We start from the raw sequence: 12,536 nt of genomic DNA on the forward strand, positions 1-12,536 counted from the left end.
CCCCATCATGGCTGTCTATACCCACCTCGGCGCGGAGGACATGGCCGCGCTGCTCGCTCCCTATCACCTGGGCGATCTGGTTTCCGCCAAGGGCATTGCCGAAGGCGTTTCCAATAGCAACTGGCTGATCGAAACCGCGCAAGAGCCTGGCAAGGCCACGCGCTTCATTCTCACCATGTATGAATTCCGCATCGAGATCGCCGACCTGCCCTATTTCCTCGGGCTGCTTGATCACCTCGCGGCCAAGGGTTGCCCGGTGCCGCGCTCGATCCACGATGGCGCGGGCAATCTCTATCGCGTGGTCGATACCCCGCGTGGGGAACGCGCGCTGGCACTGATCGAGTTCCTGCCCGGCGTTTCGCTGCACGAACCCACGCCCGGCCAGGCGCGCGCAGTGGGCGCGGCGCTGGCCACGCTGCACGGCGCAGCGGCCGATTACCCGGCCACGCGCGCCAATGGCATGGGCCTGGCCGAATGGCAGCGGCTCGCCGATGCCTGCGGGCCGCAGGGCCTGGCCAGCATCGATCCCGTGCTGGCCAGCCTGGTGGCGCAGCACCTGCCTCGCCTGGCCGCGCAATGGCCGCAAGACCTGCCCACCGGCGTGATCCATGCCGATCTCTTTCCCGACAACGTGTTGATGCAGGGGGAAACGGTCACTGGCCTGATCGACTTCTATTTCGCCTGCAACGACGTGATCGCCTATGATCTGGCGGTGACGCATGCCGCCTGGTGTTTCGATGCGGCGGGCCTGGCGTTCCGCGCCGATCTTTCGGCGGCGCTGCTTGAAGGCTATGCCAGTGTGCGCACCCTGTCTGGGGCAGAACGGGCGGCGCTGCCGGTGCTGGCGCAAGGGGCGGCGATGCGCTTTGCCATGAGCCGCGCCTATGACTGGCTCAACACCCCGGCCGATGCCCTGGTGACGCGGAAAGACCCGATGGCCTTTGCCCGCCGGCTGCAATTCTATGCCGATCCGGCGAATGGTGGAGTGTTCGCACTGTGAAGCAGGTCGATATCTTCACCGACGGCGCCTGCAAGGGCAATCCCGGCAAGGGTGGCTGGGGCGCGCTGCTGCGCATGGGCGAGCACGAAAAGGAACTGGTCGGTTCCGAGCGCGAGACGACCAACAACCGCATGGAAATGATGGGCGCTATCCGCGCGCTGGAAGCGCTGACCCAGCCCTGCCAGGTGACCCTGCACACCGACAGCAAGTATGTGCTCGACGGCATCACCAAGTGGATCTTTGGCTGGCAGAAACGAGGCTGGAAAACGGCCGACAACAAGCCGGTCAAGAACGAAGACCTGTGGCGCGCACTGGTGGCCGCTGCCCGCCCGCACAAGATCGAGTGGGTGTGGGTCAAGGGACATGACGGCCACCCGGAAAACGAGCGGGTGGACAAACTCGCCAGCGACGCGGCCAAGGCCGCCTGATTCATCGCGAGCCTGATCCATTCCGGGACTCAGCTGCGGTCCATCCGGTTTGGCGGCATGGCGCTTCATGGTAAACTGCCGCGCACAGGCCGCCTTGGCGCCGGCCGATCGCGGGGGATGTTCGATGGTGTGCCAGTTCACGGTCAACCGTGCGGGGTGGGTGCTGGCGGCTGCCAGCCTGATGGCGGCGGCAGCATCACCAGCCGTGGCGCGGCACCAACCACCGCCACCGGTCGCCACGCCGGCAACGCCCTCCGCGATGGTTCCCTATGGCCCAGGGCCAGGCCCGTGCAGCGTGCCCGGCATCGATGGCGGCGAACCGCAACGGCACGGCTGGCCGCCGCCATGCGAGGCGATGCCTGCTCCGGCCTATCCCGGCGCTGGCTATTATGCACCGGGCCATCCACCCCAGGCCTATTCCGCGCCGGGCTATGCCGGGCAAGTGCCGGTCTATACCGGCAGCTGGATCGCGCCGCCGGGCTATTACGTGGCAGGGGTGGTCATGGTGCCTGTGCCGCTGCCGCGTACCGGGGGCTGCCAGCCTTGTGGCGAAACCCGCACCGTGACCACCACGCGCACGGTGGATGTGGCCGTTCGCCCAGCGCGCCGGGTGCCGCCACGCCATCCCCCGCTGCACGACAAGCGGGTGATGGAAAAGCGCATCAAGGAATAGAGCGCAAACACCGCGTTAACTGCATGACATAACCATTCTGCGCCGGCCCGCTTCAAGCCAGGGCAAGACCAGCGGGCGACAAGCGCGCCGGGGCATAGCGCGCCGGATCAAGCCGTTCGGTCATCGTATCGGCCGACTGGCCCAGCAGCAGTTGCGCGGCCAGGCGCGCGGCGGCGGGCGCGGTCTGGATGCCAAAGCCGCCCTGCCCGGCAAACCAGAACAGGCCCGGCACGGCAGGATCAAAGCCATAGACCGGCGCGCGATCGGGGGCAAAGCTGCGCAGCCCGGCCCAGCGCCGCTCCACTGCGGCGATGCGCCAATCCACCACCTGTTCCAGGCGATCGATCGCCAGTGCCACGTCGATTTCCTCGGGCGCGACATCGTGCGCCACGTCGGGCGTTTCATCGTGCGGCGAAAGCCACAGCCGATCGCCCGATGGCTTGAAATAGAAGTCTCCGGCCAGCCCGAAGGTGAGCGGCAGTGTGGCCGGCACGGGTGGATCGACACGCAGTTGCGTGATCGTGCGGCGCAGCGGCGCGATGCCCAGGGAAGCCGCCCCGGCGAGCCTGGCGACTTCGTCGGCCCAGGCCCCGGCGGCGTTGACCACCACCCCGGCGCGCGCCTGCCCCCCGCGCCATGCCAGGCGCCAGCCAGCCCCCTCGTGTACCAGCGAATCGATACGCGCACGCAGGCAGACGACGGTTCCGGTGCGGCGCGCCAGGGCCAGGTAGTGCTGGTGCAGCCCGGCCACGTCGATATCGGCGCAGCCCGGCTGCCAGGCCCCCAGGCACCATTGCTCGCGCAGGCCAGGCACCAGCGCGATCATGCCGGCGCGATCGATCATGTCCACCGTGGCGCCGAGCGCGCCATAGTCGGACACGAAGGTTTCCAGCGCGGCGCGATCCTCTGTCCGCCCGATCACCAGCGAGCCGCGCGGCTGCAGAAAGCCGTGCTGTGCCAGGTAATCCCCCGAGGCCAGGGTGAGTGGCACCACCGCCGGCCCGCCATAGATCTCGTCCCAGAACGCGGCGGAGCGGCCGGTGGTGTGGTAGCCTGGGCTGTCCTCCGCCTCGACCAGCAGGACGCGGGCATGGGGCGCGCATTCGGCGGCGAGACTGGCCCCGGCCATGCCGGCGCCGATGATCGCGATGTCGAACTCGTCCATGGTCGCGCCCCTGCCTGCCTTATTCCGCCATGGCGGCCGTGTCTTGCCGCTGTGGGGCTTCCCGTTCGAGGAATTCGTCGATCGAGGCAAGCACCCGATCGCGCACGGCGTCACATTCGCGCAGCAGTTCGTGCCGCGCCTCACGCCCCCAGGCCACCAGTTGGGCCTTGGGCAGGCGCTGCGCGGCGCGCGCGATAGCTGGCCACGACACCAGCGCATCGTGGCGCGTGGCAAGCAGCAGCACCGGGGTGGTTACGCGCTCCAGCATCCCAGGCGCATCGAGCCGGTCGAACGATTCGCTGCTCTTTTTCAGCCAGCGCCAACTGGCCGGACCCAGCGCCAGCCAGGGCCGCTGTGCCCGCCACCATTGTTCATCGGCGTAGCGGGTTTCATCGTGCGTCAGCAGGTTGGCACGCAGCGCGACCCGGGCGCCAGGCTTCTCGCTGTTTTTCCACGCCGGGCGCGCCGGATCGCCCAGGCGAACCATCAGCGCGGCATAGACGCGCTGCACCGGGCGCGGCAGAACGGTGGCGAATCCGAGCATCGGCGCGCTCAGCACCACGGCATCCGGGGCGATTCGCTGCTCGGCCAAGGTGCGCAACACCAGGTGGCCGCCCATCGAATGGCCGATCACCACATGCGGCCCCGGTGTTTGCGCGCGCCAGATTTGGTAAAGATGGGCAAGGTCATCCACCCAGACCGAAAAATCGGCGATGTCACCCACCGGTGGCCCGCTTTGCGGCCCGGCAGAGCCAGCCTGCCCGCGCCAGTCAGCGGCGGTTACGCACCAGCCCTTAGACGCCCAGTAATCGAACGTTTCCAAATACTTTTCATAAAAGTCCCCGCGCCCGGGCAGGAACAGGATCGACCCCCTCGGCGGGCCATCGCCGCGCCGCCAGTCGATCCGGCGGATGGCGGTGCCATCGCTGGCGGACCAGGTCGATTCGCTCGCACCAGCGGGGATCTCGCGCCCACCGATGCCCTTCCAGACATGCTTAACCATTGCTTGCGACGCCCTGTTTCACGCCCGATCCCGCCGCTTGGCTTGGTTACCGTTTGGTAAGTGATTTTCCGGTATCCCCACATCATCGAGGGGGATTTCCATGGTTTACGGATTGGCCGGAGTGTTGGCAATCGCGCTGCTGATCGCAGCCTTTACCGACCTGCGCCGCAGACAGATCGACAACTGGCTCAACGCCGCGATCGCGGCGCTGGCCCCGGTCTATTGGTGGGCCTGCGGGCTGCACCTGTGGCCCGATGTCGTGCTGCAACTGGGCGTGGCGCTGGCCGCTTTCGTGGTGCTGGCGGGGCTGTTTGCCCTGCGCATGATGGGCGGCGGCGATGTCAAGCTGCTCACCGCGCTGGCGCTGTGGCTGCGGCCGGTGCTGTTTGCCAAGCTGCTGCTGATCATGGCCCTGGTGGGCGGCCTGCTCACCGTGGGGATGGGCATGTGGCACCTGATGCGGCGCCGCAAGGACCGGCTGAAGATTCCCTATGGCGTGGCGATCGCCACGGCGGGGCTGTGTGTTCTTGGCACCACTTATGGCGCGGGCATTCACGCGCTCGCTGCGGGCTAAGGCCAACTTAACCAATTTGTCGGATGGCTGCGCGCTATTCTGTAAGGGCGGGATAAACTGGCGATGGACAAGAAGAAGCTACTGTTGTTGGGGGCCTCGCTGGTGCTGGGCATTCCATCGGCCTTGTTCGGCCTTGGCCTCATTCGTGGCTCGGGTTCGCCCCAGGCGATCGCTGCCGCCAAGGTGGAAATGGGTTCCAAGGTCCTGGTGGCCCAGCGCGCCCTGCCCGTCGGCACGATCATCACCGCCGATTCGATTGGCTTCAAGGCCTGGCCCAAGGAAATGGTGCAGGACGCCTATTTCGTGGAAGGCGAGGCCGACATGCAGAAGATGCTCGGGACCGTGGTGCGCAACCCGATCACCGCCGGCGAACCGATTACGCAGGGTTCGCTGGTGGCACCGGGCGATCGCGGCTTCCTCGCCGCCGCGCTTGGGCCTGGCATGCGCGCCGTCACCATTCCGGTTTCCGCCCGCACCGGTGTGGCCGGCTTCGTCTTTCCCGGCGACCATATCGACCTGGTGCTGACTCAGACCGTCAAGGGCAACGATCCGCAGCCGCTCAAGGCATCGGAAACCATCATCCGCAACCTGCGCGTGCTCGCCACCGACCAGTCCGCCACGCAGGAACAGATCGAGGGCAAGACCAAGGTCAAGGCGTTCAGCACGGTCACCGTGGAAGTGACGCCCAAGATCGCGGAAAAGATCGCCGTGGCCCAGACCATCGGCACGCTCAGCCTCTCGCTGCGCTCGCTGGCCGACAATTCGGCCGAGCTGGAGCAGGCGATCGCCTCGGGCGATGTCAAGGTTCCGGCCGGGGCCACCCCGCAGGACGAGGAAAAGCTGCTCAAGCAGGCCCTCGCCCACCCGCTCGATGGCGGCACCAGCTTTGCCACGGGTGGCGATGTCTCGCGCTTCCAGCGCAAGTCGATGCCGCCGATGGGTGGCGCTGGCGGTGGCGGCGGCGGCTTTACCGCGCCGCCCGCCCCGGCGCCCGTGGCGGCCATGGCCGGCCCGGCCGTGCCGCCGCGCCCGCGTGGCCCGGTGGTCAACATCACGCGCGGCAAGGACACTGTCACCGTCAGCGTGGGAGCGCAGTGAGATGAGCACGATTGCCACGATCTGCCCGCCCATTCCCTTCCGGCATCGCGCCAAAGGCCAAGCCATGTCCCACCGCTTCGTTTCCGCGCTGCGCACCGCCATGATCGTGGCCGCGCCGCTTGCCGCGCCCCTTGCCGTCGCTGCCTTGGCCCCTGCGGCCCAGGCGCAGAGCGTCACCAGCCCGGCCCGCGCCATCGCGGTGGGCCTCGGCCGGGGTGAACTGATCACCCTGCCCTCGCGCATGGCCGATGTGTTTGTCGCCGACGAAAAGATCGCCGACGTGCAGGTGAAATCGACCAACCAACTCTATGTCTTCGGCAAGGGCCCGGGCGAAACCACGGTCTATGCCAGCGACGCCAAGGGCAACGTGATCTGGTCGGCCAATGTGCGCGTGGGCACCAACATCGACAGCATCGACCAGATGCTCCACCTCGCCATGCCCGACGCCAAGGTGCAGACCGCGACGATGAACAACACCGTGCTGCTGACCGGCACGGTGGGAGCCCCCGAAGATGCGGCCGAGGCCGAGCGCCTGGTCAAGGCCTTCGTGGGCGACAAGATGCAGGTGATCAGCCGCCTCAAGATGGCCACGCCCCTGCAGGTCATGCTGCAGGTGCGGATTGCCGAAGTCAGCCGCACGCTGACCCGTGCGATCGGCATGAACTGGGCCACGGCCGATGCCACCAGCGGCTTCAAGTTCGGCGTGGGCCAGGGCAACGCGTTCACCCAGTATGTCGCGGGCGGGCCGCTACTGGCTGGCGGCAACGTGGCGATGAACGCCACGACCACGGTGGTCAACTCGGCCACGACAGGCACCCGCCTGGTCGGCAACGGCAAGCTGTTTGGCATGGATGTGCTGGGCGCGCTGGATCTGGGCGAAACGATCGGCCTGTCCAACACCCTGGCCGAGCCGAACCTTACCGCGCTGTCGGGTGAAACAGCCGAATTCCTGGCCGGCGGCGAATTTCCCATCCCGCTTTCGCAGGGCCTGGGCACCACCAGCATCGAATACAAGAAGTATGGTGTGAGCCTGTCCTACACGCCCACCGTACTGGCCAATGGCCGCATCTCGCTGCGTGTGCGGCCGGAAGTCTCCGAACTCACCACTGACGGCGCGATCACGCTCAGCGGCTTTTCCATCCCTGCGCTCAAGGTGCGCCGCGCCGAAACCACGGTGGAACTGGGATCGGGACAAAGCTTCATGATCGCCGGGCTGCTGAGCAATTCGGCGCAGAACACGATCACCAAGCTACCGGGCGCTGGCGACCTGCCGATCCTGGGCTCGCTGTTCCGCTCCACCTCGTTCAAGAAGGGCGAGACCGAACTGGTGATCGTGGTTACCCCGTATCTGGTCAACCCGGTGGATGCCAAGGATATCAAGCTGCCCACCGATGGCTTCCGCGCCGCCGATGCCGTGCAGCAATTGCTGGGCAACCAGGAAACCGTACCGTCCAAGGGCGAAGGTCGCCCGATGCCGACCGAACGCGAAGGTACCGTGCAAGGCGGCCCAGCGCCGAAGGTAGGCGACGCCAGCGGCGCCCAGCCCGAAAAGAACAAGCAGGCCAAGGCCGACGCCAAACCCGGCTTCAACCTGTGACCGCCTACGCGACAAGGAACCAGACCATGTCCACAACGCGCAATCGCATCGGCCCTGTGGCCCTGGCCCTGGCCCTCACCACGGCCCTCGCCGGCTGCGTCGGCGGCCAGCCGACCAACCGCTCGCTCAACAGCGTGCACCAGCCGGTGGTCGAACGCACCAGCTACACGCTGGACATCAATACGCTGCCCGGTGGCGGCGTTTCGGTCAGCGAACAGCGTCGCATGGCCGGATGGTTCGACTCGCTTGATCTTGGCTATGGCGACAAAGTGGCGCTGGATGATCCCGCCCGCGATCCGGCCACGCACGATGCCGTGCAGGCGGTGCTTGCCGGCCACGGCATGAGCCTGGCCGAAGGCGCGCCGATTACGGCTGGCAGCGTGGCGCCGGGCATCGCGCGCCTGGTAATCATGCGCACCACCGCTGCCGTGCCGGGTTGCCCGGATTGGTCCACCCACAACGATGGCAATGGCAACAACGCCACCTCGACCAACTATGGCTGCGCGGTCAACTCCAACCTGGCCGCGATGGTGGCCAACAAGGAAGACTTGGTGCACGGCCAGTCTGACGACGGCCGCACCACGGTGATGACCTCGAACAAGGCGATCCAGGCCTACCGCGACAATGCACCCTCCGGCATGGGGGGCGCCACCGTCAAGAAGGTCAACACCTCCACTTCAGCGGCGAGCAACTGACATGAGCGCACCCTGGAAATCCGGCAATCGCGACCTGTTCGCAGCATTCCTGTGCGACGATGCGGCGCTCGACGTCGCGCGCGCCGTGGCGGCCGACATGGGCTGGGCGCCGGAAAAGTGCGCGCGCGGCGGCCTGCGCAATGCCGTGCAATCGCTCTCGATCACCGCCAGCCCGGCGATCCTGATGGTCGATCTGTCGGAAAGCGGCGATCCCCTCAACGATATCAATGCCCTGGCCGAAGTATGCGAACCCGGCACGGTGGTCATCGCCGTGGGCCAGGTCAACGATGTGCGGCTCTATCGCGATCTCATCGCTTCGGGCATTCAGGATTACCTGCTCAAGCCGCTGTCAGTCGCCCAGGTGCGCGACGCGCTGAGCCAGGCGCAGGCGATCTTCAATGCGCCAAAGAACCAGGATGGCAGCGCGGCCAAGCGCCACGTGACCACTGCGGTTGTCGGCACCCGCGGCGGGGCTGGCGCCTCCACCATCGCCACTTCGCTGGCCTGGTCGTTTGGCGCCGATTTCAAGCTGTCGACCGCGCTGCTCGATCTTGACGTGCACTTCGGCACCGGCGCGCTCACGCTCGATCTCGAGCCCGGCCGTGGCCTGACCGACGCGATCGACAGCCCCAGCCGCATCGACGGGCTGTTCATCGAACGCGCGATGATCCGGGCCAACGACAACCTGGCGATCCTTTCGGCCGAAGCGCCGATCACCGCGCCGCTGATGACTGATGGCAGCGCCTTCGTGCAGTTGCAGGAGGAATTCCGCCAGGCGTTCGAGATGACCGTGATCGACATGCCGCGCAACATGCTGATCAACTTCCCGCACTTGCTGGCCGATGTGAACGCGGTGGCACTGGTCACCGAATTGACCCTGGCCGGCGCGCGCGATGCGATCCGCCTGCTGGCCTGGCTCAAGTCCAACGCCAGCCACGCCCATGTCTATGTGGTGGCCAACAAGGTGCACCAGGGCGTGGGCGAAATCAGCCGGGCCGATTTCGAATCCTCGATCGAGCGCAAGCTGGGTTTCCAGGTGCCGTTCGATGCCAAGGCCGCAGCCAATGCCGCCAAGCTGGGGCAGACGTTCATCGGCGCCAACCGCTCGACCAAGGCGGCGCTGGCAATCAAGGACGTGGCGCAGGCCATCTCCAGCCTTGCCGCCGATACCGACGCCAGCCCGGCGGACAAGCCCAAGGCCAAGTCCACCTCGCTCCTGGGCAAGTTCGATCTCAAGAAGATGTTGCCGGCAAAAGGCAAGGCCAAGACCGGCGCCCCAGTCTAAAGCTGGCCAGGTCTGGCGCTTTACGCCCCGTGCCACGCCGTCACCGCGCGATGCAGTTTACGGTTTCCTTCAGGTAGGCAGGTTCCCCGATGCTCAATCCCCAGCTGATCTTGCTCTTTGGCGGGCTTGGTATCGCGCTGCTGCTGGCCGTGGCGGCGTTCAGCGGGCCGAGCGCCGGCAAGGAAGGCGCACGCCGCCTGCAACAGGTGCGCTTCCGCCATTCGGATAGCGCGGTCGACAAGGTGGAGGCGCAGTATCGCAAGGCGATCGCCTCGCGCACACCCCGCGCCTATCGCGTCGCCGGCTCTGCCTCGCGCACCGAGGCGCTGGCTCTGCGCCTGCACCGCACCGGCAAGGGCTGGACCCTGTCGCAGTATCTCTATGCCTCGCTTGGCCTGGGGCTGGGTATCGCCGCGCTGATCTTCCTCAAGTCCGGCTCGCTGCTTCTCGCGATACCGGCCGGCGTTCTGGTCGGCGCGGGGCTGCCGCACATGGTGGTGAACCGCGCGATCACCAAGCGCGCCAACGCCTTTGTCACCCGCTTTCCCGATGCGCTGGAACTGCTCGTGCGCGGCCTGCGCTCTGGCCTGCCGATCACCGAGACGCTGGGCGTCGTCGCCAGCGAACTGCCCGGCCCGGTGGGGGAAGAATTCAAGCTGGTGACCGACCGCATCAAGGTGGGCAAGACCATGGAAGAGGCGCTGCAGGATACCGCCGACCGCCTCGACATGGCCGAGTTCAGCTTTTTCTGCATTACGCTGGCGATCCAGCGCGAAACCGGTGGCAACCTGGCCGAAACCCTCGCCAACCTGGCTGACGTGCTGCGCAAGCGTGCGCAGATGAAGCTCAAGATCAAGGCGATGAGTTCGGAATCCAAGGCTTCGGCCTATATCGTCGGCGCCCTGCCGTTCATCGTCTTTGCCCTGATCTACTGGATCAACCCGGTCTACATGGGCAAGTTCTTCGTCGACGAGCGCCTGATCATCGCCGGCCTGGGCGGGCTGTGCTGGCTGGGCCTGGGCGCCTTCATCATGGCCAAGATGGTCAGCTTCGAGATCTGAGCCAAGGAACGCGCTGATGCAACCGAACCCCGCACCCACGCTGCTTGGCATCAATGTCGTCCATGCCGGCTCGATCATGCTGATGATCGCGGCCGCGGCGATGATCCTGGCGATCTATGCCGCGATCACCGTGCGCGATCCCATGGCCAAGCGGGTCAAGGCGTTGAGCGAGCGACGCGAGCAGCTCAAGGCCGGGATCATCACCTCGGCCGCGCGCAAGCGCCATTCGATCGTGCGCCGCAACCAGACCACCGACACGATCCGCGGCGTGCTGGAAAAGCTGCGCGTGCTGCAGGACAGCCAGTTGGCCGTGGTGCAGCAAAAGCTGGCCCAGGCCGGCATCCGCAAGAAGGAATGGGCCGTCGCGGTGATCTTTGGCCGCATGATCGGCCCGATCGTGCTGGGCGGCCTCGCTATCCTGTGGATCTACGTGCTGCAGTTCTTTCCCGAATGGGGCGCGTTCAAGCGCTTCATGGGTTTCGCGGTCATGGTCATCTTCGGCTACAAGGCCCCCGATATCTGGATCGCCAACCTGGTGTCCAAGCGCACCCATGCCATCCGCAAGGGCCTGCCCGATGCGCTGGACCTGCTGGTGATCTGCGCCGAGGCTGGCCTTACCGTGGACGCTGCCTTTGGCCGCGTGGCGCGCGAGCTAGGCCGCGCCTATCCCGAACTGGGCGATGAATTCGCACTCACCGCGATCGAGCTGTCGTTCCTTACCGAACGGCGCCAGGCCTTTGAAAACCTGGCCTATCGCGTGAACCTCGATTCGGTGAAGGGCGTGACCACCACCATGGTCCAGACCGAACGCTATGGTACGCCGCTGGCCTCCGCCCTGCGCGTGCTGTCGGCCGAATTCCGCAACGAACGCATGATGCGCGCCGAGGAAAAGGCCGCCCGCCTGCCCGCGATCATGACCGTGCCGCTGATCCTGTTCATCCTGCCCACGCTGTTCATCGTCATCCTGGGCCCGGCGGCCTGCGCGATCAGCGACCAGTTCATCAACCGCAAGCCCGGGCCGTAAGGCTTTGGGCGGCGGGCTTGGTGCCGGGCTTCGCACCACCCCCAAAACCCCTCCTCTGAAGAGGAGGGGGCTTTTATTGTCAGTGCTTTAATTCCCCATCCTCTTTAGAGGAGGGGGTCGGGGGGTGGTGCTGGGCCTGACACTGTACCGCCAAACCTCAAGCAGGAACGCGCACCGCCTGCTCGATCGCGCCAAACAGGCTGCGCCCGGCGCTGTTGCGGGCTTCGACGCGCAGGGTTTCGCCCGGCCCCAGCGGATCGCCAGGCAGCGGCGCCGACAGGCTGACCAGGGTTCCGGCGGCGAGCGCGCGTTCGGCGGCCAGACCGGCGATGGTATCGCCCAGGGTGGGCGGCAGGATCACGTCCTGGGTGTGGCTGCCCCGCGTCACCTTGAGCGGCACGGCCAACGCGCCATCCACCCACGCTTCCGCCAGCGCCGAGGGCGTAACGAAGACCGGCGAGAAATGCCCCGTGGCCCCTGGCGCGCTCTGCACGGCAACCGCGTGGGCCAGGCCGACCAGGCGCACCCGGCCCAAGGCCTCGGCCGCGCTGGCGCCTTGCGGCACATCGGCCGTCATCGCCACCAGGCCCACCGCCGAAGCACCGGGCCGGCGCAGCGGATCGCGCGCGCCCATCAGCCCGTCGCCAGGCTGGTGGCGCAGGGCATCGGCCGAATCGGTCCAGTGAAACGTACGCGGCAGGGGCGCGGCCGCCTCGCGTTCGTGAAAGCGTTTGCGCGGGATCGCCCCGTGCGCCAGTTCGATGCTCAGGCTTTCGAGAAGATCGGCGTGGCGGTGCCATTCGTCCAGCAGCCGCTGCATCGTCGGCACCACATGATCGGCGTCGGCATACCAGGCGAGATCGTCGGACACCACGATCAGGCGCCCATCGCGCCCCTGCGGCAACGATGCCAGTTTCATGTTCACCTCTCCTG

Annotated in this window: 13 protein-coding genes; 10 read left to right on the forward strand and 3 right to left on the reverse strand. The window is 66.8% G+C overall.

The genetic code is table 11. The features are described 5' to 3' along the window. Positions 1 to 7: 7 nt before the first annotated feature. The 3 genes from thrB to C8K14_RS05780 all read left to right on the forward strand — a co-directional run bounded on the left by thrB (position 8) and on the right by C8K14_RS05780 (position 2,101). The gene (thrB, locus tag C8K14_RS05770; RefSeq protein ID WP_107715975.1) at positions 8 to 1,000 is read left to right on the forward strand and encodes a homoserine kinase; all 993 of its coding nucleotides are present in this window, start codon (positions 8 to 10) and stop codon (positions 998 to 1,000) included. Then, positions 997 to 1,428 (forward strand): ribonuclease HI, encoded by a 432-nt coding sequence (gene rnhA / locus C8K14_RS05775; protein WP_054130713.1) that lies wholly within the window; start codon positions 997 to 999, stop codon positions 1,426 to 1,428. Before thrB ends, rnhA begins: the two co-directional genes overlap by 4 nt. A gap of 67 nt (positions 1,429 to 1,495) precedes the next feature. Continuing rightward, the gene (locus C8K14_RS05780; RefSeq protein WP_133726765.1) at positions 1,496 to 2,101 is read left to right on the forward strand and encodes a hypothetical protein; all 606 of its coding nucleotides are present in this window, start codon (positions 1,496 to 1,498) and stop codon (positions 2,099 to 2,101) included. A gap of 52 nt (positions 2,102 to 2,153) precedes the next feature. Here C8K14_RS05780 and C8K14_RS05785 read toward each other — a convergent pair whose 3' ends face one another. Further along, entirely contained in the window at positions 2,154 to 3,266 is a 1,113-nt protein-coding gene (locus tag C8K14_RS05785) for an FAD-binding oxidoreductase (RefSeq protein WP_107715977.1), read from the reverse strand. Between the two features lie 19 nt (positions 3,267 to 3,285). Beyond that, entirely contained in the window at positions 3,286 to 4,269 is a 984-nt protein-coding gene (locus C8K14_RS05790; RefSeq protein WP_107715978.1) for an alpha/beta fold hydrolase, read from the reverse strand. Positions 4,270 to 4,369: 100 nt separating this feature from the next. On the opposite strand from C8K14_RS05790, the gene C8K14_RS05795 reads away from it, so the two are divergent. From C8K14_RS05795 to C8K14_RS05825, 7 genes are all read left to right on the forward strand, one after another. After that, the gene (locus C8K14_RS05795; protein WP_043610870.1) at positions 4,370 to 4,843 is read left to right on the forward strand and encodes a prepilin peptidase; all 474 of its coding nucleotides are present in this window, start codon (positions 4,370 to 4,372) and stop codon (positions 4,841 to 4,843) included. A 63-nt stretch (positions 4,844 to 4,906) separates the two neighbouring features. Then, on the forward strand, positions 4,907 to 5,941 hold the full coding sequence (gene cpaB / locus C8K14_RS05800) for a Flp pilus assembly protein CpaB (protein WP_107715979.1): 1,035 nt from the start codon (positions 4,907 to 4,909) through the stop codon (positions 5,939 to 5,941). A gap of 64 nt (positions 5,942 to 6,005) precedes the next feature. Then, positions 6,006 to 7,538 (forward strand): type II and III secretion system protein family protein, encoded by a 1,533-nt coding sequence (locus C8K14_RS05805; RefSeq protein ID WP_107716031.1) that lies wholly within the window; start codon positions 6,006 to 6,008, stop codon positions 7,536 to 7,538. Positions 7,539 to 7,564: 26 nt separating this feature from the next. Next, on the forward strand, positions 7,565 to 8,233 hold the full coding sequence (locus C8K14_RS05810) for a CpaD family pilus assembly protein (protein WP_107715980.1): 669 nt from the start codon (positions 7,565 to 7,567) through the stop codon (positions 8,231 to 8,233). A 1-nt stretch (position 8,234) separates the two neighbouring features. Then, on the forward strand, positions 8,235 to 9,518 hold the full coding sequence (locus tag C8K14_RS05815) for a Flp pilus assembly protein ATPase CpaE (protein ID WP_022675893.1): 1,284 nt from the start codon (positions 8,235 to 8,237) through the stop codon (positions 9,516 to 9,518). An 89-nt stretch (positions 9,519 to 9,607) separates the two neighbouring features. Continuing rightward, on the forward strand, positions 9,608 to 10,579 hold the full coding sequence (locus tag C8K14_RS05820; RefSeq protein ID WP_022675892.1) for a type II secretion system F family protein: 972 nt from the start codon (positions 9,608 to 9,610) through the stop codon (positions 10,577 to 10,579). A gap of 16 nt (positions 10,580 to 10,595) precedes the next feature. Next, positions 10,596 to 11,603 carry a type II secretion system F family protein gene (locus C8K14_RS05825; protein ID WP_022675891.1) on the forward strand — a complete coding sequence of 336 codons (1,008 nt, stop codon included), beginning with the start codon at positions 10,596 to 10,598 and terminating at the stop codon, positions 11,601 to 11,603. 157 nt (positions 11,604 to 11,760) lie between these two features. Here C8K14_RS05825 and C8K14_RS05830 read toward each other — a convergent pair whose 3' ends face one another. Further along, positions 11,761 to 12,522, reverse strand: coding sequence for a hypothetical protein (locus C8K14_RS05830; RefSeq protein WP_062786068.1), 762 nt, complete (start codon positions 12,520 to 12,522; stop codon positions 11,761 to 11,763). Between the last annotated feature and the right edge of the window lie 14 nt (positions 12,523 to 12,536).

Origin of the sequence: Novosphingobium sp. GV079 (assembly GCF_003058045.1) — a bacterium.
GTDB lineage: Bacteria > Pseudomonadota > Alphaproteobacteria > Sphingomonadales > Sphingomonadaceae > Novosphingobium > Novosphingobium capsulatum.

Coding starts and splice junctions, on each gene's coding strand:
- C8K14_RS05785 (WP_107715977.1), bottom strand. CDS start 3,266: ATGGACGAGTTCGACATCGCGATCATCGGCGCCGGCATGGCCGGGGCC.
- C8K14_RS05790 (WP_107715978.1), bottom strand. CDS start 4,269: ATGGTTAAGCATGTCTGGAAGGGCATCGGTGGGCGCGAGATCCCCGCT.
- C8K14_RS05815 (WP_022675893.1), top strand. CDS start 8,235: ATGAGCGCACCCTGGAAATCCGGCAATCGCGACCTGTTCGCAGCATTC.
- C8K14_RS05830 (WP_062786068.1), bottom strand. CDS start 12,522: ATGAAACTGGCATCGTTGCCGCAGGGGCGCGATGGGCGCCTGATCGTG.
- C8K14_RS05805 (WP_107716031.1), top strand. CDS start 6,006: ATGTCCCACCGCTTCGTTTCCGCGCTGCGCACCGCCATGATCGTGGCC.
- C8K14_RS05810 (WP_107715980.1), top strand. CDS start 7,565: ATGTCCACAACGCGCAATCGCATCGGCCCTGTGGCCCTGGCCCTGGCC.
- C8K14_RS05825 (WP_022675891.1), top strand. CDS start 10,596: ATGCAACCGAACCCCGCACCCACGCTGCTTGGCATCAATGTCGTCCAT.
- thrB (WP_107715975.1), top strand. CDS start 8: ATGGCTGTCTATACCCACCTCGGCGCGGAGGACATGGCCGCGCTGCTC.
- C8K14_RS05795 (WP_043610870.1), top strand. CDS start 4,370: ATGGTTTACGGATTGGCCGGAGTGTTGGCAATCGCGCTGCTGATCGCA.
- C8K14_RS05780 (WP_133726765.1), top strand. CDS start 1,496: ATGGTAAACTGCCGCGCACAGGCCGCCTTGGCGCCGGCCGATCGCGGG.
- cpaB (WP_107715979.1), top strand. CDS start 4,907: ATGGACAAGAAGAAGCTACTGTTGTTGGGGGCCTCGCTGGTGCTGGGC.
- C8K14_RS05820 (WP_022675892.1), top strand. CDS start 9,608: ATGCTCAATCCCCAGCTGATCTTGCTCTTTGGCGGGCTTGGTATCGCG.